Origin of the sequence: Kluyvera sp. STS39-E, from assembly GCF_040932435.1 — a bacterium.
Classification (GTDB): Bacteria; Pseudomonadota; Gammaproteobacteria; order Enterobacterales; family Enterobacteriaceae; genus Kluyvera.
The window spans coordinates 1-24,252 of record NZ_JBFQGA010000004.1; the positions used below are offsets into that span (position 1 = coordinate 1).

At 48.0% G+C, this 24,252-nt stretch carries 19 protein-coding genes and 1 tRNA gene; 11 read left to right on the forward strand and 9 right to left on the reverse strand.

The window, feature by feature from the left end; genetic code table 11:
* Both AB4K05_RS09435 and AB4K05_RS09440 read right to left on the reverse strand, forming a co-directional pair.
* A partial coding sequence (locus AB4K05_RS09435; RefSeq protein ID WP_368479745.1) for a DUF2813 domain-containing protein occupies window positions 1–765 on the reverse strand: 765 nt, incomplete at its 3' end.
* Window positions 766–1,707: 942 nt separating this feature from the next.
* A complete protein-coding gene (locus AB4K05_RS09440; RefSeq protein WP_117341835.1) occupies window positions 1,708–2,652 on the reverse strand; it encodes an ArdC family protein in 945 nt (314 codons plus the stop codon).
* A 635-nt stretch (window positions 2,653–3,287) separates the two neighbouring features.
* Between AB4K05_RS09440 and AB4K05_RS09445 the strand changes: the two genes are divergently transcribed.
* From AB4K05_RS09445 to AB4K05_RS09465, 5 genes are all read left to right on the forward strand, one after another.
* On the forward strand, window positions 3,288–5,597 hold the full coding sequence (locus AB4K05_RS09445; RefSeq protein ID WP_117341834.1) for a TerB N-terminal domain-containing protein: 2,310 nt from the start codon (window positions 3,288–3,290) through the stop codon (window positions 5,595–5,597).
* A 3-nt stretch (window positions 5,598–5,600) separates the two neighbouring features.
* Window positions 5,601–6,917 carry an ATP-binding protein gene (locus AB4K05_RS09450; protein ID WP_117341833.1) on the forward strand — a complete coding sequence of 439 codons (1,317 nt, stop codon included), beginning with the start codon at window positions 5,601–5,603 and terminating at the stop codon, window positions 6,915–6,917.
* Window positions 6,914–9,112: a DEAD/DEAH box helicase gene (locus AB4K05_RS09455; RefSeq protein WP_117341832.1), complete on the forward strand. Its 2,199-nt coding sequence runs from the start codon at window positions 6,914–6,916 to the stop codon at window positions 9,110–9,112. The genes AB4K05_RS09450 and AB4K05_RS09455 overlap by 4 nt, the downstream gene beginning before the upstream one ends.
* A 392-nt stretch (window positions 9,113–9,504) precedes the next feature.
* Window positions 9,505–11,064 carry an AAA family ATPase gene (locus tag AB4K05_RS09460; protein WP_117341831.1) on the forward strand — a complete coding sequence of 520 codons (1,560 nt, stop codon included), beginning with the start codon at window positions 9,505–9,507 and terminating at the stop codon, window positions 11,062–11,064.
* Window positions 11,057–11,914 (forward strand): HNH endonuclease, encoded by an 858-nt coding sequence (locus AB4K05_RS09465; RefSeq protein WP_135953031.1) that lies wholly within the window; start codon window positions 11,057–11,059, stop codon window positions 11,912–11,914. The genes AB4K05_RS09460 and AB4K05_RS09465 overlap by 8 nt, the downstream gene beginning before the upstream one ends.
* Window positions 11,915–12,411: 497 nt before the next feature.
* Here the strand turns inward: AB4K05_RS09465 and AB4K05_RS09470 are convergent, their stop codons facing one another.
* The 3 genes from AB4K05_RS09470 to AB4K05_RS09480 are packed head-to-tail and all read right to left on the reverse strand — an operon-like array spanning window position 12,412 to window position 15,922.
* Window positions 12,412–14,226: a hypothetical protein gene (locus tag AB4K05_RS09470; protein ID WP_244207855.1), complete on the reverse strand. Its 1,815-nt coding sequence runs from the start codon at window positions 14,224–14,226 to the stop codon at window positions 12,412–12,414.
* 56 nt (window positions 14,227–14,282) lie between these two features.
* Window positions 14,283–14,798, reverse strand: a complete 516-nt coding sequence (locus tag AB4K05_RS09475; protein ID WP_117341829.1) for an ABC-three component system middle component 2 — start codon at window positions 14,796–14,798, stop codon at window positions 14,283–14,285.
* Window positions 14,795–15,922 carry an ABC-three component system protein gene (locus tag AB4K05_RS09480; RefSeq protein WP_244207854.1) on the reverse strand — a complete coding sequence of 376 codons (1,128 nt, stop codon included), beginning with the start codon at window positions 15,920–15,922 and terminating at the stop codon, window positions 14,795–14,797. Before AB4K05_RS09480 ends, AB4K05_RS09475 begins: the two co-directional genes overlap by 4 nt.
* A 227-nt stretch (window positions 15,923–16,149) precedes the next feature.
* Between AB4K05_RS09480 and AB4K05_RS09485 the strand changes: the two genes are divergently transcribed.
* Window positions 16,150–16,341: a hypothetical protein gene (locus AB4K05_RS09485; protein ID WP_368480146.1), complete on the forward strand. Its 192-nt coding sequence runs from the start codon at window positions 16,150–16,152 to the stop codon at window positions 16,339–16,341.
* A 27-nt stretch (window positions 16,342–16,368) separates the two neighbouring features.
* On the opposite strand, the gene AB4K05_RS09490 is transcribed toward AB4K05_RS09485, so the two are convergent.
* Window positions 16,369–17,703, reverse strand: a complete 1,335-nt coding sequence (locus AB4K05_RS09490) for a PLP-dependent aminotransferase family protein (protein ID WP_368479746.1) — start codon at window positions 17,701–17,703, stop codon at window positions 16,369–16,371.
* Window positions 17,704–17,845: 142 nt separating this feature from the next.
* Here AB4K05_RS09490 and AB4K05_RS09495 point away from each other — a divergent pair, with 142 nt between their 5' ends.
* Both AB4K05_RS09495 and AB4K05_RS09500 read left to right on the forward strand, forming a co-directional pair.
* On the forward strand, window positions 17,846–18,697 hold the full coding sequence (locus AB4K05_RS09495; protein WP_368480147.1) for a DMT family transporter: 852 nt from the start codon (window positions 17,846–17,848) through the stop codon (window positions 18,695–18,697).
* 91 nt (window positions 18,698–18,788) lie between these two features.
* Window positions 18,789–19,487 (forward strand): RluA family pseudouridine synthase, encoded by a 699-nt coding sequence (locus tag AB4K05_RS09500; protein ID WP_368479747.1) that lies wholly within the window; start codon window positions 18,789–18,791, stop codon window positions 19,485–19,487.
* A gap of 4 nt (window positions 19,488–19,491) precedes the next feature.
* On the opposite strand, the gene AB4K05_RS09505 is transcribed toward AB4K05_RS09500, so the two are convergent.
* A complete protein-coding gene (locus AB4K05_RS09505) occupies window positions 19,492–20,433 on the reverse strand; it encodes a Gfo/Idh/MocA family protein (RefSeq protein ID WP_368479748.1) in 942 nt (313 codons plus the stop codon).
* An 83-nt stretch (window positions 20,434–20,516) separates the two neighbouring features.
* The gene (ldtA, locus tag AB4K05_RS09510) at window positions 20,517–21,449 is read right to left on the reverse strand and encodes a L,D-transpeptidase (RefSeq protein WP_368479749.1); all 933 of its coding nucleotides are present in this window, start codon (window positions 21,447–21,449) and stop codon (window positions 20,517–20,519) included.
* A gap of 183 nt (window positions 21,450–21,632) precedes the next feature.
* On the opposite strand from ldtA, the gene AB4K05_RS09515 reads away from it, so the two are divergent.
* From AB4K05_RS09515 to AB4K05_RS09525, 3 genes are all read left to right on the forward strand, one after another.
* Complete coding sequence (locus AB4K05_RS09515) at window positions 21,633–23,081, forward strand: AMP nucleosidase (RefSeq protein WP_368479750.1); 1,449 nt, start codon at window positions 21,633–21,635, stop codon at window positions 23,079–23,081.
* A gap of 258 nt (window positions 23,082–23,339) precedes the next feature.
* Complete coding sequence (locus AB4K05_RS09520; RefSeq protein WP_368479751.1) at window positions 23,340–23,693, forward strand: type II toxin-antitoxin system RelE/ParE family toxin; 354 nt, start codon at window positions 23,340–23,342, stop codon at window positions 23,691–23,693.
* A 4-nt stretch (window positions 23,694–23,697) separates the two neighbouring features.
* Window positions 23,698–24,000: a helix-turn-helix domain-containing protein gene (locus AB4K05_RS09525; RefSeq protein ID WP_368479752.1), complete on the forward strand. Its 303-nt coding sequence runs from the start codon at window positions 23,698–23,700 to the stop codon at window positions 23,998–24,000.
* 88 nt (window positions 24,001–24,088) lie between these two features.
* Here the strand turns inward: AB4K05_RS09525 and AB4K05_RS09530 are convergent.
* Window positions 24,089–24,164: transfer RNA gene (locus tag AB4K05_RS09530), tRNA-Asn, on the reverse strand.
* Window positions 24,165–24,252: the final 88 nt, after the last annotated feature.

Below are 24,252 nucleotides of genomic sequence, written 5' to 3' on the forward strand. Positions count from 1 at the left end.
AGACAGATGCCTTAACAGCGATTCAATTTCTGATGCGACAAAAGTAATTTTAGGGTCAGCAAAAAATTTACCTTTATGCAGCGTTGCCCATGTTGCCTTTAAACTCTCACTTAAAGCATTCACCGAGGGGTTTGCCGCAAGGCTGTCACTTATTTGATCGGTCAGCCCTTTAATCGTTTCGCGCTCAGCATCCCAGCGAACAGCGCGAAGTAAACGCCCTAGTAATGCATTCGCACCGTAAGTAATATGGTCAGCGGGATCGCGTCTGGCAGGCAGATAGTGTACCTGGATATGATTACGTTCAGCGCGTGGAACCTGAGCGACATTCAGAGGCAAGTCATCTCCATCAACGTCCAGGACATATACCAAAGCGTCTTCAATATCTCCATCCAGCCCTATAGTCGCATTAAGGCGAAAACGCACGCGCGGAACCCCATCCGGCTCGTCCAGTCGCATATGACTAAAGTGAGGAGCTACGGTGCTGTTGTCCTCGTCATCTTCCAATTCGGGAAATAGAAAATTAGCCTCTATCCACAGCTGGCGCTCAAGCGGAACCTCCTCCTCATCAAAGGGAACGTGGAAATCTGAACGCTGGATCCGCCTTAACGCAGGGTCGAATGCAAAAAGTCGACACAAAGCCTGAAGCACTGCGGTTTTACCTGAACCATTAGGGCCAATGATATATGTTATATCTTCAAGGCTCAGTTCGGTTGATTCTTGTCCAAACGACTGAAAACCAGATAAACGAATCGTTTCAAGCTTCATGCGCCTCCCTACACAGATTAATTAAATTTATAAATCAATTATTTAATCTACTTACCCTCTAACAGCAACATTCTGTTAAACTCAGACAGAAATATGATAATTACAGAAATTTCTTATTCCTTATGCTTAATAAATTTTAATACCAGTTTTAATGAAAACATTAAAGTCATTTTTGTTAATCCAGTCATTAGGTAATCTCGCTCCCCGACAGCAGAGCTGACACTCGGGTTAGGGCAGAACGCAAATAGGCCGAAGCCGGGGGAACTGAGTGCTAAAATTAAGCAAAGCGACTCTTGCATAAGGTCGCCCGGGTGACAGATTTCTGCACGGCTTAAGGCCGGGAAACGAAGCAGTATGCAGAGATTTCAACCATGTAAAGCCCCGGATCGCGTCAGTGTTTTGGTTCAGTCCTTAGTAGCCACTTAATTCGCTACCAGGAAGTTAGCTGCATGCGAGTTATTTACCAGCAGACGCAAGCCACTAGCCACTAGCCCCGAAATGTCGGCTCTGGGTGGTCCAGCATCGCTTACCGACTTTACGGTTAGTGGAATCGGACTGACGACTCGAAAGTTCAGGGAATCTAGGGTGGCAGAGAAAAAAGGATGTGTAACCGAGTCCCTTCTACCAAGTTCAGGTGACCTGCTCCCTATGACTCAAGACACCTTGATGTAAGTATGCATTCCGAACTTCCGCTTCTAGCTCGTTGCCGTCTATCAGGTTAAATCGTGTTCTAACAGAGAACACTGCCAGATCAAGTCTGCTCTAATGCTTCTAAAAGGAATGAGCGGGCTCTTTGCCGCCCACCCCGCAGTCTGCGAATTTTCCTGACACTGTATGCCAGGAAAATTCGCAGTGGAATTATACACCCTAACACCACTGCTACTCCTCTCACCGCTATGTAAGGTTAAAGCCACATTTCTTTGCGGCTTCTTGCCCCTGCCCTCAGGCTTTATCCATTAAATAACTATGCGCTTTTGAGGCGGCGCTGACCGCTTTGAAAACATAGCGCTTGTCGTTTTTTAGCGCCTGGAGCCATGAGGCAATATAGTTTTCATGCTGCACCTCTCCGACAATCCCCAAATCCGCCATCAGAAAAGCACTTCCCAGCTCCGCCACTAATTCCTCCTCCGCATAATCTGCACTGCCGAATTTCCCTTTCATTTCACGGTTAAGGCGTTTTTTACCACCGCTCCAGTGAACCAGCTCATGCAGGCCGGTAGCATAGAAATTAGCTGCATCAGAAAACAGATGGCGCTCTGGTAGCCATACTTCATCAGTTGAGGGTTGGAAAAAGGCGTTTTGTCCTTTCTCAATGATGTTTGCGCCGCTTTTTCGGATAAGATTTTCAGCCTCCGGCAACGGGTCAAAGGTTGCATCCGGGCTGATGGTTTCAGTTGTCAGCGGAAGACCATCAATTTGCTGAACGTTAAACACGGTGAAGGTTTTCAGCATTGGTATCTGGACAATTTCGCCGTCTTCGCTTTCCTTCTCTAAGGTTGCATAGAAAATGGCTGTCGTGCCGTGCTCCCCTTTGCGCACTTGCCCGCCTTCCGCTTGCGCCTGTTTATAGGTCATCCAGCGTGAATCGTTGAATCCTTGCTCTGACGCACTGCCCCACAACAACATGATATTCATCCCACTGTAAGCAGTACCTGTCGCGTAATTTGTAGGTAATCCTGACATACCAGGTACGCGCTGCCACGGGCATGACCACGGCTTAACTCCTGCTTCAAGTGCAGAAATGATGTTGTCAGTGACAGTCTGATAAATATCGGTTTTGGTTTTGGAAAACTTCGTTTTTGAGGAGCCTGACTGCTCCAGCGGGGATACGCTGGTCGCCGATGCGGTGCTAGGGGCGCTAGTCTGGGTATGAAGGGAAATAGTCATGGTTTTTCTCCATCAGTGGTGTGATTTTCGTCTTCGTATCGCCTGACGGTTCGCTTTCCCGGCATCGTTCCAGCCAGCAAGGGCGCAGCATGCGTGCCATTTACCCTTGCGGGACGGGTTGTGTTGGGAAACGATTAACCGGAAACAGATACGGGGAACGAAAAGCACGCAGGAGAAAAAATCAGTCCTTCATAAACGGATGTAGCGCCCCCTTGCTTCGCTGAGGTGAAAAGGGTTGAGTGCTGATGTTTAGAACTCGAATTTAGCTGTGTCAGTTCAGACATCAGTTGGCTGTAATCGAGGTAATACACGCCAAGTCTGACATTCTTATTTAGCGGAGGCGGACGTCAGAGATTACTGGCTAGGCATAAAGCTCCCCCAAAGGCTATGCCTCTTGAAGAATAGTGAGATCTGCCCAGAAAACAGATAGGTTTGCCTGTAAGTGCAAAGGTCTTGTTCGATCTGCATCTATTTAGCTAATGGCTTTATGGATAAAATCAAATGGGCAAATTTGGTCATGTTTTGGTTTTAACCCTCGCAATATAGAAGTATTATTTTAAGATTAATCTACTTCCCCTCCTTTCCCTCGCCATTCTTTCGGCGTATGCGAAAAATCATGTTTAAGGTTATTGCCCATGGAGTTATGGATATTTATAGCGGCGATTTACGTAATTTACTTATTGTTTTTCAAGAAGAAAAAGAATAAATCCGCAGGATCTTATGCCTCCAAAACCGTGAAAGCGCCACCTAAAGAATGGCTTGCTGATATCAAGAAAAAAGAGGCTGTTGTGAGAAACGATGACAGTGAAGATGATGTTCTGGCGAGCTTTACGCTGAGCGGCGATCGGAGTGTCGATTACAGAGCAGCAACGATTCAACGTCGGAGCCCTTCAAAAACGACGGGGACTTTGGCTCGATGGGTGCTACCTGGTGAGGTGACCATTGTAGGTGGTGTGGAGATCACCGGTGGTTACTTCTATTTAGGTCAGCGGATGAAGCCCACCGGGCAGAGCTTAAGCGAGTATTATGATGATGGCACTGAGGCATCATTAATTGACGACACGCTCAACATTTACCCAAAACATTATCTTTACGAAGATACTTCATTGGGATATTGGCCCAGTTATTCCTCGCTTTCACCTGATGCGCGCGGTGCGTATCTCAGTTGGCTGTCCAGCGACAGGCGTGACGCGTCATGCTCAGTAGGTTACGTTTTTATCTATCTGTATGGCCTAGAGAGAAAAGCACTGGTTGACAGCCGGGATGGTAATACACCTGACGCTGAGTTCCGCAATCTGTTTAATGAAGTCTGCCGGTTAAGATCGGTATTCATTGAGAATCGCTCCTTCCGGAATTACTCGTCCCAGTTACTTGAAGCAATGTCTATTCTGCGCCCGGACATTGGTCTGGTCGCAGATCTTGGCCAAGGTTCGAGTTTCAGCAATCTTATGCTGTTTAAGTTAGCTTTAGCAAAGGCTGTGGACGCTGGAGTTCCTGTATCAGCCGATCTGGCGCTGAGGTGGATAATAAATCATACAGAGTATGCGTTGCGAACTCCCGCCCGCCGCTGCGCGAATGAATTTGCTGCGCTTTTCAAACGGCGCTATACCCTCAAATACGGTGAGGGGATGGTTGTCAAACCTAATAAAACACGACTACGATTGGATTACACACCAGCAAGCCCCAGTCTGCGCGGCTTTCGTCTTCCTGTTCCAGACTTGCCTGATCCTAGTGCATTGAAGGGCCCAGTCCAGAAAATCATGACACTTGCAGAGATCTGTACAGATGAACTGGATGCTTACAGCCGCTACCTTGGCAGAAAAGGTACGTCAGAAAATGACACTGCTGCAATTATGTTGCTGCCAGTGGAAATCATTAACGAAAGCGCTGGAAAAGTTTTAAATACATTCAAACGCTGGGCTGATGAAGTGATCGCGAGTCGCAAGGGGTTAACCACCGCTGCTGACTTCTGGGTACACATGGGAGCCAATTGCCCGGCAAAAATTAATAAAAAAGAGGCCGACCTGATGCAAGCCTTTGCCCTGAAAATGGGCTATTGCCTGGCACCGGATCCGTTTTACCACCATGTGAAAGCAGAAGCTGACGGCGCGCTGGTTTTATTTGCCGCTAGTGAGGGTGCGCGCTTCTCACCATCTCCGGCATTTCTCTCAGCGGTAATGACACTAAGACTTGGGTCAATGGTAGCCTTAACCGACAATAGCCTTGATCAGGCCGAGCAGAAAGTGCTGGAAAATGCGATCGACCATAATTCTGGCTTTAACGAAAATGAAAAACGCTCCTTACATGCGTATTTAACGTGGCAGCTTCATACCCCGGCCAATATGACGGGAATGAAAAATAGAATAGCGCCGCTGAGTACGATGGAAAAATTAGCAGTAGGTAAGGTTATCGTCGGAGTAGCCTGCTCTGATGGGAGAATTGAGCCTGCCGAAATTAAACAGTTGGAAAAGATTTATTTGAGCCTGGGACTGGATCCATCAACTATTTCCGGCAACATCCATCAGCATTCGACGACAGAGGTAATCCCGCAATCGTCCGCATCAGCAAGTCTTGGGGCCACTGAATTCACGCTGGACGCCAACGTACTGGCCCACCATGAATCGGCTACAAACGATGTTCGTAAATTACTTAGCGCAATTTTTACCGAGGACGAGCCGGAATTTCGTGAGAGCGCTCCCGTAACCGGGGCGCAAGAGGGTGGCCTTGACAGTGCACATAAACAACTCTACCACAGCCTTCTGGAGAAGAAGCAATGGCCCCGGAAAGAGGCGACAGAACTTTGCGAAAATCTTAATTTGATGCTCAGCGGTGCGCTTGAGGTTATCAATGACTGGTCCTATGCAGTGGTTGATGCACCAGTAATGGACGATGCCGATGATGAGATCTGGGTAGACCTGGAAATTGCCAAAGAACTAGAGGGATAGTTGATGTCTGTGACACGCATAAGAGTTAAAGAACGGGATGCTATTATCCAATCACTGAAGTCTGGTGTAACGCCAAGAATAGGCATTCAGCACATCCAGGTGGGCCGGATGAATGAGATAACGGCCCTCCACAAGGATATTGAGCGGATAGCGGACGGCGGCGCAAGCTTCAGACTTATCATCGGTGAATACGGATCGGGCAAAACGTTCTTTCTGAGCGTGGTACGTTCTATTGCACTTGAAAAAAGGCTGGTAACAGTCAGTGCAGACCTTTCCCCCGACAGGCGCATTCACTCATCGGGAGGTCAGGCGCGCAATCTCTACTCAGAGCTTATGAAAAACATGTCCACCCGCAACAAACCTGATGGTAATGCGTTACTCAGTGTTGTGGAGCGGTTCGTCACGGAGGCGAGGAAGGAGGCTGATGCGGATGGCGCTCCAGTCTCGTCGGTTATTCACCAACGCCTGGCTGCTCTGTCAGACTTGGTGGGGGGATATGACTTTGCTAAAGTCATCGATGCCTTCTGGCGCGGACATGAACAGGATAACGAGACGTTAAAATCCAATGCCATTCGCTGGCTGCGGGGCGAATACACCACAAAAACCGATGCCCGCAACGATCTCGACGTCCGGACGATTATCTCAGATGCCTCGTTCTACGATTCACTGAAGCTGGTAAGCCTGTTTGTCCGTCAGGCAGGCTATGCCGGATTACTGGTCAACCTCGACGAGATGGTAAACCTTTATAAGCTGAACAACACTCAGGCGAGGACGGCGAACTATGAACAGATCCTGCGGATCCTGAATGACTGTCTGCAGGGTTCTGCAGAGAATATTGGTTTTGTTCTTGGAGGCACGCCAGAATTCCTGTTTGATCCGCGTAAAGGGCTTTACAGTTATGAGGCGCTGCAATCACGTCTGGCGGAAAATCGGTTCGCTCAGAAGGCAGGTGTGATTGACTACTCGTCACCCACGCTACATCTTGCCAGTCTCACCCCAGAGGAATTGTATATTTTACTGAAAAATCTTCGCCATGTTTATGCAGGCGGAGAGCCAGAGAAGTATCTGGTATCGGATGATGCACTTACCGGTTTTCTGCATCACTGCAGTAAAACCATAGGGGATGCTTACTTCCGTACCCCCCGAAATACCATCAAAGGTTTCCTGGACATGCTGGCCGTGCTTGAACAAAACAGCTCGATAAACTGGCAGACGCTAATCTCGGGTGTGGCAATTGAAGATGACAGGCCCAGCGATATGGATGACGACATTGCACAGGATGAAGATGATGATGACGGCCTGGCCAACTTCAAATTATGAGCAGCGCTTACGATAGTCTCGATCCCCGCGTTCGTAGGTGGGTTTATAAGCAGGGCTGGTCTGCATTAAGGCCCCTGCAAGAGAGCGCTATCCCGGCAGTTTTAGCCCGTGACCGGGACGTGCTAATTAGTGCAAGCACTGCAGCGGGTAAAACAGAGGCTTTCTTTCTGCCTGCCTGTTCAGCAATTGCAGGTATCACTAACGGGTTTGGTATTGTTTATATCAGCCCACTTAAGGCGCTGATTAACGACCAGTACCGTCGTCTTGAGAGCCTGGGCGAGGCGTTGGATATGCCGGTGACGCCCTGGCACGGTGATGTACCACAAAGCAAAAAGAAGAAAATCCGCACTAACCCGTCTGGCATCTTGCTTATTACACCGGAATCACTTGAGTCTTTGCTCATAAACTCATCTGGCTGGCTCAAACAGGCGTTCTCGCCAGTGGCCTACATTGTTATTGATGAGTTTCACGCTTTTATTGGTTCTGAACGCGGCATGCAACTACTCTCGCTGCTCAACAGAATTGATCATGTGCTGGGACGTCATGCGAATCCGGTTCCCCGCGTTGCATTGAGCGCTACGTTAGGAGAACTGGATAAGGTGCCTGAACTGTTGCGTCCGGATAAGCGATTGTCCTGCGAAACTGTGACAGACAATAATAGCTCGTCCACACTGCAGGTGCAGGTCAAAGGCTATCTCGAGCCAGTGACTAAAAAGGGAGAAGAACCTCAACGCTCAGCAGAAGAACAGGTCTGCGCTGACATCTTCAGACTCTGCCGTGGCGACTCCCATTTAGTCTTTGCAAACAGTCGAAAGCGCACTGAAAGCATTGCGGCGACGCTGAGCGACATGTGTGAGGAAAATGTTGTTCCAAATGAATTCTTTCCCCATCACGGATCCTTGTCCAGGGAATTACGCGAGACGCTTGAAGCCCGTCTACAGCAGGGGAATTTGCCCACAACAGCAATCTGTACTATGACGCTTGAGCTGGGTATTGATATAGGTAAGGTGCAGTCAGTTATACAGGTCACTCCTCCGCATTCCGTCTCCAGCTTGCGTCAGCGTATGGGCCGGTCAGGGCGACGCGATTCTCCATCAGTTCTGAGAATGCTGATCTCTGAACAAGAACTTACCGCAACCAGCAGCATTGTAGATCACTTGCGGCTGCAGCTTGTCCAGTCGATGGCGATGATCAGATTGATGATCTCTAAGCGATGGTTCGAACCGGCAGATACTCGCCAGATGCACTACTCCACACTGCTGCACCAGATTCTTGCGATCACCGCGCAATGGGGCGGAGTTCGAGCCGATCAACTTTGGACGCAATTATGTCAGACCGGTCCGTTCCGAAACATTGACGTAAATGATTTCAAAAATCTGCTTAAGCATATGGGGGCAAACAGCCTCCTCACACAACTTGCTAGTGGAGAAATGGTTATCGGGGCTGAGGGGGAGAAACTGACTAACCATTATACATTTTACGCGGTGTTCAATACTCCAGAAGAGTTCCGCATTGTCACAGGAAACCGCACCCTTGGCACAGTGCCTGTGGACTCCCCTCTTCTACCTGACCAGCATATAATCTTCGGTGGACGACGCTGGAAAGTGATAGAGCTCGAGGTGGAAAAAAAAGTTATCTATGTTGAGGCGACCAAAGGCGGCCAGCCTCCACAGTTTAGTGGTGGGGGTATGTCTGTACATGATGTTGTTCGCCAGGAGATGCTCGCTATCTACAAGGAACATGATTACCGCATAGCCATAGGTAGTAAGAGAGTCGATTATGCAGATGCCACCGCCAAAAGCCTTTTTGCAGAAGGGTGTAACAACTTTAACCGTTACAATCTGCAAAACTCCCATTTTATTTCCGACGGCCAGCGTAGTTACGTTCTCCCCTGGATGGGGGATAAAGTCGTTAATACGATAGCGGCCTTGCTCATGCGTAGCAGCTTCATAGCTAGTTCATTTGCCGGTGTTATAGAGATAGAACATGCAAGTTTATCCTCGATCCAATATGCGCTAAAAGAAATGCAGTTGTCGGGCTTGCCTTCAGCGTCTGAGCTCGCTGCAGATGTTCCAGAAAAATATCTGGATAAATATGACGATTATTTGCCGGAGTCCCTACTTACGAAAGGGTATGGAGCGAAGGCGTATGACATAGAAGGCACGCAGATCTGGCTACAGAACAATATGCTGTAATCTATTTTCATAATAAGGGCATAAAGAAATTATTTACACCCTAAATTATTCGCAGACTTTTTTTATTTGCCTGTGGATTTGCTAGGTTTTAGCTCCGGCGTATTACCGGGAGCACTCAACTGGTAGAAGGTCAAAACCTGTCTTTGGTATGCGTGAACAACATAATTTTGCGTCATTAGCACTTTTTTAAGAAGTGGTATCGCTCTAAGACATTGTTGTGATGGTAATGATAAATAAATTAGCCAATGGCAGGTTGAAAGGTTAATATTACTAATAACGTATCTTTAGGCTAACTACAAACTTAATGACTTTATAGCAGGTGCATAGTTAAATGTAATTTATTTTAAGTTGTTATGTAGAACTGCTATAGCTGATATAAAAGGAGAGTAAAGTTGCTAGAGTTTATCGTCTTAAATAAAAAATTAATCAGCTCAATGAAAAGTAAAAACACTGTTTACTTAACATTTTCTACTTGGAATGATTATTCTTATCGAACTCTATTTAATATGGATTACATGGATTCCAATGGTAAATTGCATGAGATTGGTCAGATTAAAATAGGATTCCGAAAACAAATTGTGGACATTCCAACTTTAGATAAAATGCAGAAAAAATTTGTAAAACTCGAACAAGACTTTTTTAGTCTTGCGGAAAGCCCCGAGTTTTACGAGAAACTTTACTCCATTGATAAAGAATTGTGCAAGGTAATATTAAAAAAATTAAACTGTGTCGTCCTGAGTAAAAAGGCTATGCAGATTGCAAAAAATGAGGATGTATTTAAAACATCCTTACTAAGGGATGTTAATATAAATACCATTCATGGCCAGTTTTTAAGGATTATAAATGGAGAGAGACTGCTTACCGAATTTGATTTTCAATTCGTTAGGAAAAATCATTTATTCTCCGATTTGAATATTGAGTTTAATGTCGAGCCCTATTCCTTGCCACCGAGTAATATACACGCAATTATCGGTAGAAATGGTCTTGGTAAGACTACTCTACTAAATGAGATGGTCGATTCTATTGTAGGAAAGGAAAAACCCAAAAATGCTTATTTCGAAGAGGCTTATGCAGGAAGGATAACAGATGGCTATTTTAGCACTGTTATTTCTGTATCTTTCAGTGCGTTTGATCCCTTTACGCCATTCAGTGAGCAAAGTGACCCCCTCCTTGGTACATGTTATTATTACATTGGCCTAAAAAAAAGTGATAGTTTTAAAGATGAGATTGGCAATCTTGAGGACATACGTAACCTCAGAAAGAAGTGTGCTACATCAGTTTACAACTGCTGTTCTGATGATTCAAAAAGAGATGCGTGGATAACTGCCATAAACAACTTAGAGTCCGATACGAATTTTCGAGATCTAAATTTAAAGGACATAGCCAATTTATCCGGTAATATATTAGTAAATGACTGCATAAATCGGATGGAAAAAATGAGTTCCGGTCATGCTATTGTTTTCATGATAATCAGTAGCCTTGTCGAGAAAGTGCAAGATAAAACATTGGTTTTATTCGATGAACCGGAAAGTCATTTGCACCCGCCACTTCTGTCAGCTTTTATACGCGCATTAAGTAATCTACTATCCAGAAGAAATGGAATCGCAATCATAGCAACTCATTCACCGGTTGTGGTACAAGAAGTTCCCAAAAACTGCTGTTGGGTCTTGACGCGTTTTGGGGATGAAATGATATATGATAGACCTTCAATAGAAACATTTGCTGAAAACGTTGGCACTTTAACTAAAGAGGTATTTAAATTAGAGATGGAGCAATCCGGCTTTCACAAACTTCTCAAAGAGCAAGTTGATGATGGGCTTTCTTTCGAAGATGTTATAATAAAATTCAAAAGAAAGATTGGCTTTGAAGGGCAGGCAATATTGATGAGCATGATTATGCTCAGGGACAAGACAGTCAACATCAAAAGTTCTGATGGAGGCGAAGATGAATAGAATTGCATACCCAAATATAAAATGTGCTGATGTTTTTAGTACATGCTTGCTGTCGGTAAGTAATAATAATCAAGATTATATAAACAGATTGCAAAACATTGCGAACACTGTATCTAGAGAATGGGTACTGTTTGATGCTCGCTGCGCTCCTAAAAACTTTCATTTACTTACGCCTTGTTCTGCCAGAAGACCTGAACAAATAATTGCAGAAAACGTCACAAAAAAAGATCTAAAGGATCTTTATACTCTTCACATGTTGAAGACAGATAGTGCGTCGAGGAAAGTTTACGATAAATTAAGAGCATGTTCGAAGGGACTTTGTCCATTGTGCGGAATACACGGTGTAGACTCACTAGATCATTATTTACCTAAAGCGCGCTATCCACTTTTATCTGTTAATCCAAAAAATCTTATACCTGCTTGTATGCACTGTAATGGGTCTAAGTCAGAAAGTATATGTGAAGTTGCCTCAGACCAAACACTTTACCCTTACAATGATGACCAAAAATTTTATCAAACAGATTGGATCTCTGCTAGTATAACAGCAAATTATGGTATTCTAACTTTCGATTTTCATGCCGATCCTCCTCAAGGATGGATGAAAGTTGAACGTGATCGTGTAACAAATCATTTTATAAAATTTGAACTGCGCCAGAAATACGTACTTAATGCAGCACAGTTTGTGTCAACAATAACTTCAGATATTAGAAGGTTACTGTTAAATGGTAATCATTTGACGGTGCAAGACCACTACGCAGATTTAGCCAGAAAACAAAAAAACAATTCTACCCTAAGAGTTGTTTATAATGCTATTGCTAAAGATGCAAATATTTGCGGCGGAAGATTTTAGTTCTAAAGTGCATTTTTAATTATGAAAACCATCAGCATGATGGCTGGTGGTTTTTCAATTTCAATATGGTGATATTTTTGTCAAACGTTATTAATTCCTCATAGCCATGATATTTAGTGCCATCATTATTTGGCTGTAATACATGAATAATTCTTTCATATTCCAGACCCAATTCGCTTTCAAGACTTTTCTTTATTCTCTTTACCCTGTCATAATCTGGTAAAGCATAACATTATCCTGATATGCTCCCCATAACTAACATGGTACGATGTTAACCACTTCCGCTTCTGGCACCGAGCCGGCTGCTGCAGCTGTGCTGGTAGGCTATGAGCCAAGAACGGACGCTCATAACATCCGTTAATGTTCGCGTTCAGAATAATGGGGGGCCAGTCCAGTAAAAAAGAAAAACTGCCTAGATATATAAGGGAAATTCATAACGAAAATTTAGAAAGTTATTTTCAAAAGAATTGATCTCCCGTTTATGAAATTGCTGGAGATTAGCTGGCACTTGGAATTAGTGCAGAACGCTCGTCAACCTCTGCATACTCGCCCGCAAACCATTCGTAATGTACTTTTGCAATAATTGAAGTTGGAGGTTCTTTGTTTTCAATAATAATAACTTGTATAGTTTCCGGTAATTGGGCCAATGAATTCCAGAATCCAGTTTCGACACCCGCAGATATTGGTTCGTCTGAGCCTGATACTTTTGCTGCCCCTTTCTTCTTATAGCTGGTTAACGGTGAGTCTATTACGACCAACCCGGGGTGCGGCCGTCCATTGTTAACACAGTACTTTAATAATCCAATGATAAAGGCCGAATAGAGAATCGCGCGGACTCCCTTGCCGTGTGACTGACGAGGCTGACCGTCAACGATGATATCGTACTCTTTCTCATCGAAGGCAACTCGAGGTTTAGAGCCCCATTTCCAGTCGGTTAAAACTGCTTCAACTTCAGTGCAAAGGCCAGTTAGTGATAGAGAAGAAAGCCCTTCCCATTCCAATTTTGGTTGGTTGTCTTGGGTAAGCGATTTTTGGATACCTAATTTGAGCTTATGTAATTCGCCCCATCTTTGAAAATCAATAATCTCGGCGTCTCTTTCGGATCGGTACTCAAGCAGTTTTTCGAGGCGCTCTAGTCTGCGAGCAAGCAGAGGTGTTAAGTTACGAGTGAGATCTCTCCGTAGATTCGCAAGCAAGTTCTGAGCATTGTCCTTCTCTTGCTCTAGTTCTTCTTTTCTTTGAACGAGATTAGCAATTGCTTTTTGGAGATCCACCAAGTACGCATGGATCTTTGCAGCTTCCGCTGTTGCAGAACGCCGAATTTTATCGCTATTCAACAGCGTCTGCGTTTTTTCGCTGTGATAATGTTCGAGAGTTATATTTTGCCCACAGAGAGAGCAAGGAACCTCTTGGAGTGATTCAAAGTAATGAGCTCCCTCCGCAAGAAAGTCTAACCGCTTCAGATCGGAGTGGTATCGCTCTCCGAGCAAGCTATATCTTATTTGGATTTCAGCGACACCCAGTAACTGAGATTCAGCTTTTAGACTCAGTGCTGTTGTTTCCTGTATTTCCTCGTGTAAGCGGGAAATATCGGTTGTTGCTTTTTTTACCTCTTCAGATAATGTTGCGATCACATCATCAAGCTCATTATCATATTCATGATCGAGCGGAGGAGTATCCGACCTGGCCCCAAAGCGTTCTTCAAGCGGTTGAATCATCTCTTGCACAATCTCAAACTTTGCTTGCAGCCGCGCTCTTACAATTTCAGTTTTTTCTTCAGCAACAATTCCATCATCATCTATGCCGGTGAGAATATACGAGAACATACGTTTTCGAGCAGTATCATCGTAACCGGAGCGACCAGTTACTGGCGAGAATTCATCGATGATGGATACTTCATCAATCAGAAATAGCGGGGCAAGCGTACGGATGGAGAGGCGTTGCGTTGCGCCACGTGCATTCTTACGCAGCTTAGCCTCCTTAATTCCTGCGAAAGGGAAAAGTATAGATGTAACATCAGGCCCTACGCTCTTGCCTTTGCGAACAGGTGCTATCGACTCTCCTTTTCCATCAATGCTGTGAATTGGAACATAATGAGCAGCTAGCTTTCCGCCATCCAGTGCACGAGTTAGCGTTAGCACCTTATTTTTGGAATTTTCTAACTCAACGAAAAGGTGTGTATAAGCAGCCGCCTCTTTAGGCTTTTTTTTAAGTTTTTCGGCACCAAGAATATAATCTAAACAGCTAATAAGGTAACTCTTTCCGGTATCAGACTCCCCCGCCAGAATGTTCGCGCCCTTATCGAAGTCCACATAAGCATCTTGAATGCCATTTCCACGTAGAAGTATTTTTCTTATCCGGAACATTTTCACAAATCCAATAAGTCTATTGCAGTCAATCGATCGAATTCAGAGCCCCATCGACCTACATTTTGTGTCATAAATGAAGCAAGTTCTTCATTTGAAAAGTGACAAAACTGTTTCGTTACCCACGTGGCACGTTCTGCAAGTTCACTTGCATAAGAAGACTCGAGGAGCTGCACAAATCTTCCAGTCAACTCGGAAGCCTGATATAGAATCCCATCAGGGGAAAAAAACACCTCGATCAATTCCCTCGATAACATGAGATTAAGCCCTGCTTGAATTGAACCACGTTTCACAAGTAGCTCAGCTCCCCTATGAGGAACAGCCGGATGAAGACTCTTCGGCCCATTTTGCACATCGCTGGTATGTACAAGAAGGTAGTCATAAGAAACTATTCTTTGTAGGTCCATAGCCATGTTACCAGCTGCGTTTAATATGAATAACACACGGAACCCATACTCCAGAGGGGAGTTGAAAGGTCTATCTTCGAAGTGTCTCTTTATTTCTAGTGTTTCAATCATGGTTTGCACCAATCAATCACCTTATTGTTGGCTAATTGATGGCACATCCCTTCACGGTCCTTACTTGTGACGTGAGCGGCAAGCGGATGTGCACCAAGCTGTAAAGTTTGAGCTGCCTTTACGGTACTTTTCAAACGGACCGATGGTGTCCCTTCGTTATCTGTGTATGTGTAGTACAACCCATTATTGAACTCATCCAGTAAGGTATTAAAGAATGTTTGATTAGCCATCTGATCTCTAGCAAGTTCCTTCAATCCTTCCGCACAATAAAAGGTAATCCGAGAACGTTCGAAAAGTTTTACGTGACTAATACTCTTTTCAAAATCAGCGAAGGTCCGAACTGGATTTGCTATATCATGGCTAATGACGGCGTACAATTGCTCAATATATGCGGTCTCTATAGGGTCAACTGCTGATGGCGGAGCCTCGGGCGGATCACGTTCAATTAGAGGTGCTCCAAAGACCGTGAGATGAAATGAGGTCTTTCTATGTTCTTCGAGTAATTCATGTGGTTGCTTTGCACGGAAAATGCTGAAATCAAATTTTTTAATATAGCTTTGGAGTTCTATTGTCAGGGGGATTTCATATTTTGATGTAATCGTTTTGGCATAAGACCTCCATCCTGAAAGAATCGCCTGCTTGAGTTTTCCTGGGTCGTCGAGAAGGTCTTGAAATGGCGACGTGACACCTTTGTGTGTAACAAAGTAGTATTCTTCAGGTACTGTGTAGTCACTAATAAAAGTATAATAAATGACTTTTGCAATTTCGACACCAGCCTTTGGAAGGCCTAAATTAGCATCATAATGTTTACATTGGTACAGGTGCCATCGCCGCGGTGAAATATTTGTTGGGTCAAGCCAAACAATTATGTCCCGTCCCTTATCCCCAGCACCACCACGCTGCTGAATTTCATTTACATATTGCTGCCTTGCAAGGTAATCAGATGCCCATTCGAGAGTGAAACGTTCAAATTCAGCGGCACTAAATTGCGACAGACGAACAAGAGGCGCGATAGGTAGTCCTACACCTAATCCAAGCAGCCGAGCATTAGCGCCTGGCCATGGTGTCGGTGCAGACAATCCGCTAAATGTAGTGCGAAGACCCTGTTTTATTTCCTCTGTCACTACACTCTCCATGCCGAAGTGATACATCAAGGTTTTTTTTAGTCAAGTTCATTTCAAAAAATTACCACACTGGTAAATGAATAGTAAGTACCTATCTCCTATTTTAGTAATGTCCGCTTCACGCCCTGAGCAGACAATCAGACTTCTTTGGACACAGTTCTCTTAGGATAGGATCTTGAATGTTCACTCTAGCTACGCTCACCCTTACAGGAAACACAATAGTAACGATCACCACATGTAGCGGAACGCTCAAACCAGCTTTATTTAACCCGCAACTATTGGTGGTCATTTTGGTGGTCTTGACAGCTTCGCAATTCAAGTTTAGCCTATTTATTAGCCATTTACTGGCAAAGGCGATCCCAGTCAGAGGAGCCATATTTAGAAAAGCCTGCTTTCGAGCGGGCTTTTTGCTTTTCTAAAAAACGATTGGTTCAAATAACGCATCGTTAACAATCGCGCTCAAACTCCACCACCTCACGTACCAACTCCAGCGCACTGCGTAAACCTGCCAGCGGCACAGATCCCAGCGCCAGCCGAATGGCCTGCGGCGTAGTGCTTGCGGCGCAAAATGGCTCCGCCGATGACACAGAAATTTGCGCATCCATCAGGCGTTTTACGATCCTGTCCGCGCGTGACGCCTCCGGGAGCGGTAGCCAAGCAAAATAGGCATTCGGATGGGCAATAAAAGGCGTATCGCCGAGAGCTTCTCGTAACACAGCCTGCCGCTGTCGGGCATCTCGCCTTTTTAGCGTTTCTAGGCGATTTACCGTGCCATTTTCGATCCACTGACATACGAGGCTGGTTATTAGCGAAGGCGTATTCCACGTTGTCGCACGGATGGCCCGCTCCACGCCGTGCCTTAACGTGGCGGGCGTAACCACCGCGCCAACCCGCAGGCCCGTGGCAACATTTTTTGAATAACCAGTGATATAGACCGTCCGTTCTGGCGCATAGCTCGCCATCGGCGGTGGCGGATTACGTACTAACCATGCATACGCTGCATCTTCCAGAATCAAGAGGTCGTGTGCCCGAGCGATTTCTGCCAGCACTAGCCGCTGACGATGAGACAGCACCCAGCCGAGCGGATTATGCAACGTCGGCATGGTGTACACCGCACGGACATGCCGCAGTTGGCAAAGCTGTTGCAGCGCAGCAAGATCCGGGCCATCGGCCAGCGTGGGGATGGCCAGCAGCTCCAGGTGATACAGTTCAGCCAGCGCCTTAAATCCTGGATAGGTGAGCGCATCCACGGCGACGACATCACCGGGCCGTAGCAGCCCCATGACCGCCACCGTCAGCCCATGCTGAGCGCCATTTACCAGAAACACATTGTCTGCCGAGGCTTTAAAGCGCTCTCGGCTGAGGTGCTCGGCCACAATCTCGCGCTCACGTTGTCTGCCAGCATGAGGCTGGTAACGCAAATGGGCATCGATATCACCCGCTGCCGCCAGTTTTCGCAGCGCGTCACGCAATAAGTCGCCCTGCCCCGCAACGGAAGGATAATTGAAGTTAAGATCGAGCACATCTGTTGCCACCGCCTGTTGGTCGATGCCATGCCCAGGAGGCAACGAAATTTCCCTGACGAAGGTTCCCCTGCCGGTCTCACCGCTCACCAGCCCCATCGCCTCAAGCTCGCTGTACACCCGCGTTGCCGTAGCCAATGAAATGCCTTCTTGTTGCGAAAGCGCGCGGTGAGTCGGCAGCCGCGTCCCCGGGGAAATCTGCCCACGGCGAATATTTTTCGCATAACGATCAACAACGGTTTTGTAGCGAGCCTTCATCAAATGTATCCATGACAATAATTTGATTGTATTAGATTGGCGAGATTACCATCCGCCCAACACATGCTCAATGACGCAGCAGACATATTCAAACGAGGCAATGATGGCAAATTCGGTGGTACATAAGTCCGGCTCAAGCGCGATGTCTGGCTGGCTCAATGGTTTACTGGGCGTGATCATTTTTAGCGGTTCCTTACCGGCTACCCGGGTGGCCGTTCTCGATATGAGTCCGTTTTTTCTGACGTTTGCACGCGCCTCCATTGCCGGGCTTCTCGCCGTGCTGCTCATCGTAGGCTTTCGGCAAAAACCACCAGCTCGCGAAAATATTTATGCATTGATCATTGTGTCACTCGGCGTAGTGGTGGGTTTTCCGCTGCTGACAGCGATGGCCTTGCAGCACATCACCTCCGCGCACTCGATTGTCTTTCTCGGCCTGTTGCCGCTTAGCACCGCACTCTTTGGCGTTCTGCGCGGCGGCGAGCGTCCCGGGGTCGCCTTTTGGATTTTCTCGGTGACCGGCAGCCTGCTGGTCGCCGGCTTTGCGCTATCGCAGCACGCTAGCGCTTCGCTCAGCGGCGATCTGCTCATGATTGCCGCCGTGATTGTTTGCGGTCTGGGCTATGCCGAAGGGGCCAAACTGACGCGCACGCTGGGCGGCTGGCAGGTGATAAGCTGGGCGTTAATTCTCGCGCTACCGATGATGCTAATGGCGGCGTTTATTACCCAGCCGGCGAGTTTCAACGCCATTCGCCCACAGGCTTGGGGCGCGCTGGGTTACGTCGCGCTATTCAGTATGCTGATTGGGTTCATTTTCTGGTACACGGGGCTCGCCAAAGGCGGCACCGCTGCCGTCGGGCAATTGCAGCTCCTACAACCGTTCTTCGGCCTTTTGCTGTCGGCCACGCTTCTTGATGAGGCCGTGAGCCCATTAATGGTGTTTATCACCCTCGGGGTTATCGCCTGCGTGGTGGGCTCACGTAAATTCGCCCGCTAAAAAGACGCGCCGATGAATATCGGAGCGTCGGGATTCGCCAGCGGATGGAAAATTGTTTATGCTTTGCATCCATTCGCTAACCGGCCGTCAGATGTCTACCCTATTTGATTCGTTTATTGCCCCGCCGTGCCTTGAGCAGATAACCACGCTGTATGTTGATGAGCACCTATTACTGATCAATAAGCCGTCCGGGCTTCTCAGCCTGTCGGGGAAAAATCCGCAAAATCTGGACTCTGTTCATTATCGGCTAGTGCAGGATTATCCCGGCTGTACGCTGGTGCATCGGCTGGATTTCGGCACCTCAGGGCTGATGGTGGTGGCGCGCAATAAAGCGATTAATGCAGCCCTGTGCCACCAGTTTAGCCGGCGTGCGGTGTTAAAACGCTACACCGCATTGTTGTGCGGCCATCTACCGCAGGATGAAGGAGTAATCGACGCCGCGATCGCCAAAGATCCCGCGCTGTTCCCGCTGATGTCGATATGCCCGATTCAAGGCAAACCGGCACGTTCACGCTATCGGGTGATGGAACGCACCTGCTACCAGTTGGACAACGGGACGCAACTGCCGATTACCCGCGTCGAACTCATCCCGGAAACCGGGCGCACCCATCAGTTACGCATTCACTGCCAACAATTGGGCCACCCAATTCTCGGCTGCGATTTATACGGTGGGCAAATGCTGCCGGGCACCGAGCTCGTCCCGCGCCTGATGCTGCACGCCAGCGAACTGCATCTGACGCATCCAGTGAGCAACGCCCCTCTTGATATCCACCAGCCTGCGCCGTTTTAACCGTTTACAGCGCCTCGCGGATCATATCCAGCACCTGCATATTCCGCACGGTTTCCGCCAGCGGGATTAAACGGGACGGCTTATTCAACACGGCGTCGGAAAAGTGGCGAATCTCCGCCTGATAACGGTCAGACTCGCTCACCGGCAGTTCCCGCACGCCTTGTGCGGTATGCAGATACAGCGTGCCAGCATCATCAAGGAACGGGTTATCAATACACAGCATGCCTTTGGTGCCGATAATTTCCGCGTAGTTACGACCAAAAGCGTTAAAACCGCAGTGAATGTTGGCAATCAGGCCATCATCGTACTGCAATAAGGCTGAGAGGTTGGTATCAACGCCCTGCTCGGTTTCGCACAGTGCTTTACAGACAACCGGCAAACGACCGGTCACCATGCCAATAAAGTTCACCGGATAACAGCCCACGTCATATAACGCGCCGCCGCCTAATGCTGGCTGCATTTTGATGGTATTTGGCCGGTCGAGAAGGAAGCGGAATGAGACATTGATATGGCGAATTTCACCCAGCTCACCGCTGTCGATGGCCTCTTTAATGACCTTCACCCGGTCGGTGTACTGATACATAAACGCTTCCATCAGCAGGCGCTGGTGTTTGTCTGCTACCTGCTGCATTTCCCGTGCTTCATCTGCCGTGAGGCCAATCGGCTTTTCACACAACACGTGCTTACCCGCTTCCAGCGCGCGGATAACCCACTCTTTATGCAGCGAGTTAGGTAACGGAATATAAACGGCATCAATTGCTTTGTCGGCAAGCAGCGCAGCATAATCGCTATAGCTTTGCTGCCACTCTCCAGACGGTAGCTCAGATGCATTGCGTGAAGCCACGCCGTAAACACGCGCATTGTCAGCACGTTCAATGGCGGGAATTACCGAATTCTTCGCGATACGGGCGTAACCCAGAACGCCCCAGTTCACCACGTCACTCATTCCATTCTCCTGATTAAGCCGGTTTAGCCAACAATAACAAAAAGCCCGCATAGCGCGGGCTTCTGGCAGAGTATCGCCTAAAATTACAAAGCGTTATGTGATGTGCTGATATTTACCGGCATGCCAGAACGACGTTCCAGCGTGGCTTTAGCACGATTCACATCGACCCCTTGCCCTTCAGTAAAGCTACGCAGCGCGGGCGTAATAGGCAACGGAACTTTGTTATCTGATTCATATTCTGCGCGGTTGCGTGATAAAGGTTCATGTACCTCAACCCAGCGACTGCCGTCCGGCTCGGCCGTGTATTTCACCGATTGGTCGATAATCTGCACCCGAGTGCCTACCGGGACATTATCAAATAGGTATTTGATATCGTCATTGCGCAGGCGAATACAGCCTTGGCTTACGCGCAGCCCAATCCCAAAGTTGGCATTCGTGCCATGAATCGCATACAGACGTCCAATATAAATGGCGTAAAGCCCCATCGGGTTATCTGGCCCTGCCGGAACAAAACCGGGCAGACTTTCCCCACGCTTTGCATACTCGCGGCGGGTATTGGCAGTTGGCGTCCACGTCGGCGCTTCCTGCTTACGTTCAACGGTAGTCACCCAGTTTCGCGGCGTCTCCCGCCCGGCCTGACCGATGCCGATTGGCAGCACCTCCACGGTGCCGCTACCCGGTGGATAGTAATAAAGGCGCATTTCAGCCACGTTGACCACTATGCCCTGACGTACGGTATTCGGCAAAATCAACTGCTGCGGGATGACCAGCGTCGAGCCCGATTTCGGCAGGAATACATCAACGCCCGGGTTGGCCTCCAGCATATTGCTTAAACCCTGACCGTACTGGGCCGCAAAGGCTTCAAGCGGCAGATGGTTATCCTTCGGCACCGTGATGTTTAGCGTGCTGCCCACCAGACGACTCCCCTCCGGGGGAAGCGGATACGTCACGGCCAGCGCGGTTTGACAGCTGAACACGACAGCAAGCATACAAAGTAGTTTTATTCGAGGTCCCATGTCCCTTTCCTCATCCACGGCAGATATCGGTTAATTATAGCTTTTTTGACCTGTCGCGCTGCATTATTCCTAAGACGGTTAAAGGTTAATCAGTTGTTATGTAAGTTCCGGCTAACACTTTTGTTTCATCATCTGCTGGCATACTATCGGGAAAAGCTGCAGACCTGACACAAGGAGCGAACGATGAGTAATACGGGCGTGAGTCTGACCCCTGAACAAGCGCTGGACCAGCTCCAGGCGCTATACGATCAATCAGTACATGCATTACGTGGTGCCATTCGCCTGTTTATTGACGACCGTTCGCTGCCTAGCGCCGAAGCGCGCGCCAGCGGATTATTTGTCTATCCCCAGCTCTCTGTCTCCTGGAGCGGCAGCGCCCATAAAGCGCAAAAAACCCGCGCCTTTGGCCGTTTTACCCACTCTGGCTGCTACACCACCACCATTACACAACCGGGTCTGTTTCGCAGTTATCTGCTGGAGCAGCTAACGCTACTACACGAAGATTATGATGCGCACATTGAAGTCAGCGCATCGCAGCATGAGATCCCATTCCCGTATGTGATTGACGGTCTGAATCTCGATCGTTCGATGAGCGCGGATCTCACCCGCTTCTTCCCCACCACGGAGCTATCGCAGATTGGCGATGAGACAGCTGACGGCCTGACCCATCCGACGGAGTTTTACCCGCTGTCGCATTTTGACGCTCGCCGGGTCGATTTTTCACTGGCACGGTTGCGTCATTACACCGGCACGCCGGTTGAGCACTTCCAGCCGTTTGTGCTGTTCACCAACTACACGCGCTATGTGGATGAATTTGTCCGCTGGGGCTGCAGCCAAATCCTCGACCCGGATAGCCCGTACGTTTCGCTCTCCTGCGCCGGGGGGATCTGGATAACCGCCGACACCGAAGCGCCGGAAGAAGCCATTTCCGATCTGGCATGGAAGAAGCATCAGATGCCGGCCTGGCACCTGATAACAAAAGACGGCCAGGGGATCACGCTTATCAATATTGGCGTCGGCCCGTCGAACGCCAAGAATATCTGCGACCATCTGGCGGTGCTGCGACCGGACGTTTGGCTGATGATTGGCCACTGCGGCGGCCTGCGTGAGAGTCAGTCGATCGGTGATTATGTACTGGCACATGCTTATCTGCGCGATGACCACGTGCTCAACGCCGTACTGCCGCCGGATATCCCAATCCCTAGCATCGCCGAGGTACAGCGCGCGCTGTATGACGCCACTAAGCAAGTGAGCGGAATGCCGGGAGAGGAAGTTAAAGAGCGTCTGCGCACCGGCACGGTGGTGACCACCGATGACCGTAACTGGGAGCTGCGTTACTCTGCTTCATCGCTGCGCTTTAACCTCAGCCGCGCGGTGGCCATTGATATGGAAAGCGCGACCATCGCCGCACAGGGCTACCGTTTCCGCGTCCCTTACGGCACGTTGCTTTGCGTATCAGACAAGCCGCTTCACGGGGAGATTAAGCTGCCCGGTCAAGCAAACCGTTTTTACGAGGGAGCAATTTCAGAGCACCTGCAGATTGGCATTCGCGCGATTGATCTCCTGCGTGCAGAAGGCGACCGCCTGCATTCACGTAAGCTGAGAACCTTTAACGAGCCGCCGTTCCGCTAGTTCCCCCGCAGCCGGGCATGTCCCGGCTGCATTTTCTAAACACCACATACAACCTCCAATTCCATTCCCATTGTAAAGCCCTGTTTTCCGCCGCTGGCCGTACAAAAGTGCAAGCCGTGTTGTCTTTTCAACAAAATCGCTGAATGTGCCTTCAGCCTGTCAAAAATCGCGCAAGCTTTTCGCCAGTGAAAGCGCCAAGATCTGCAATATAGCTTTACACCAATATAGTATTGGACCTATATTTCTCAAGGAGGTCCCGTGTGGACTATCAAAACAACGGACAGATTTGATAACTGGTTTACTCGCCTTGACGATGATGAGAGAGCCTGCGTACTTGCTGCATTGATTGTGTTACGCGAAAAAGGACCGATGTTATCTCGACCCTATGCCGACACGGTAAGGGGCTCGCACTATCGTAATATGAAAGAGCTGCGTCTTCAGAGCCGTGGCGATCCATTACGAGCGTTTTTTGCTTTCGATCCGCATCGTAGCGGCATTGTGCTATGCGCCGGAAGTAAAGTGGATAATGAAAAACGCTTTTACGCTGAGATGCTTCCGGTCGCAGACCACGAATTCGCTCACTGGCTAAAAACATTAAACAAGAAGGAGTAGCACGATGGGCAGAACGCTAGAGCAGCTTATTGCGGATGAAAAAACTGAGGTTGTCAACGAAGCGAAAGCGATGGCGACTGACATCCTGCTCAACATTCACTTGGCCGAACTGCGTGAAAAGGTGCAAAAGACGCAGGTCGAAATGGCTCATATTTTGGGGCTCAGGCAGCCAACGGTAGCCGGAATGGAAAAACCGGGTCGCGATGTGAAGCTTTCCACATTAAAGCGCTACGTCGAAGCGACAGGCGGCAAGCTACATCTGGATATAGAACTGCCGGACGGTTCTCACTATAAGGTCGCCCTGTAAGCACAGCGAGGCAGCTTGATAACATGCAAGTTCGAACGCGCCAAAGCAAAAAGCCTGCTTAAGTTTCCTTAAGCAGGCTTTTCTAATATGGCTCCTCTGACTGGACTCGAACCAGTGACATACGGATTAACAGTCCGCCGTTCTACCGACTGAACTACAGAGGAATCGTGTGAACGGGGCGAATATTAACGGCGGGCTCTCAACTTGTCAAAGCCTGTTTCGCACAAAATAATTCGTTTGCTGATTTATTCT

What these genes read in the sequence shown, in the direction of transcription:
- AB4K05_RS09440 (WP_117341835.1), bottom strand. Translation starts at nt 2,652, where the DNA reads ATGACTATTTCCCTTCATACCCAGACTAGCGCCCCTAGCACCGCATCG.
- AB4K05_RS09445 (WP_117341834.1), top strand. Translation starts at nt 3,288, where the DNA reads ATGGAGTTATGGATATTTATAGCGGCGATTTACGTAATTTACTTATTG.
- AB4K05_RS09450 (WP_117341833.1), top strand. Translation starts at nt 5,601, where the DNA reads ATGTCTGTGACACGCATAAGAGTTAAAGAACGGGATGCTATTATCCAA.
- AB4K05_RS09455 (WP_117341832.1), top strand. Translation starts at nt 6,914, where the DNA reads ATGAGCAGCGCTTACGATAGTCTCGATCCCCGCGTTCGTAGGTGGGTT.
- AB4K05_RS09465 (WP_135953031.1), top strand. Translation starts at nt 11,057, where the DNA reads ATGAATAGAATTGCATACCCAAATATAAAATGTGCTGATGTTTTTAGT.
- AB4K05_RS09475 (WP_117341829.1), bottom strand. Translation starts at nt 14,798, where the DNA reads ATGATTGAAACACTAGAAATAAAGAGACACTTCGAAGATAGACCTTTC.
- AB4K05_RS09490 (WP_368479746.1), bottom strand. Translation starts at nt 17,703, where the DNA reads ATGAAGGCTCGCTACAAAACCGTTGTTGATCGTTATGCGAAAAATATT.
- AB4K05_RS09495 (WP_368480147.1), top strand. Translation starts at nt 17,846, where the DNA reads ATGTCTGGCTGGCTCAATGGTTTACTGGGCGTGATCATTTTTAGCGGT.
- AB4K05_RS09500 (WP_368479747.1), top strand. Translation starts at nt 18,789, where the DNA reads ATGTCTACCCTATTTGATTCGTTTATTGCCCCGCCGTGCCTTGAGCAG.
- AB4K05_RS09505 (WP_368479748.1), bottom strand. Translation starts at nt 20,433, where the DNA reads ATGAGTGACGTGGTGAACTGGGGCGTTCTGGGTTACGCCCGTATCGCG.
- ldtA (WP_368479749.1), bottom strand. Translation starts at nt 21,449, where the DNA reads ATGGGACCTCGAATAAAACTACTTTGTATGCTTGCTGTCGTGTTCAGC.
- AB4K05_RS09515 (WP_368479750.1), top strand. Translation starts at nt 21,633, where the DNA reads ATGAGTAATACGGGCGTGAGTCTGACCCCTGAACAAGCGCTGGACCAG.
- AB4K05_RS09525 (WP_368479752.1), top strand. Translation starts at nt 23,698, where the DNA reads ATGGGCAGAACGCTAGAGCAGCTTATTGCGGATGAAAAAACTGAGGTT.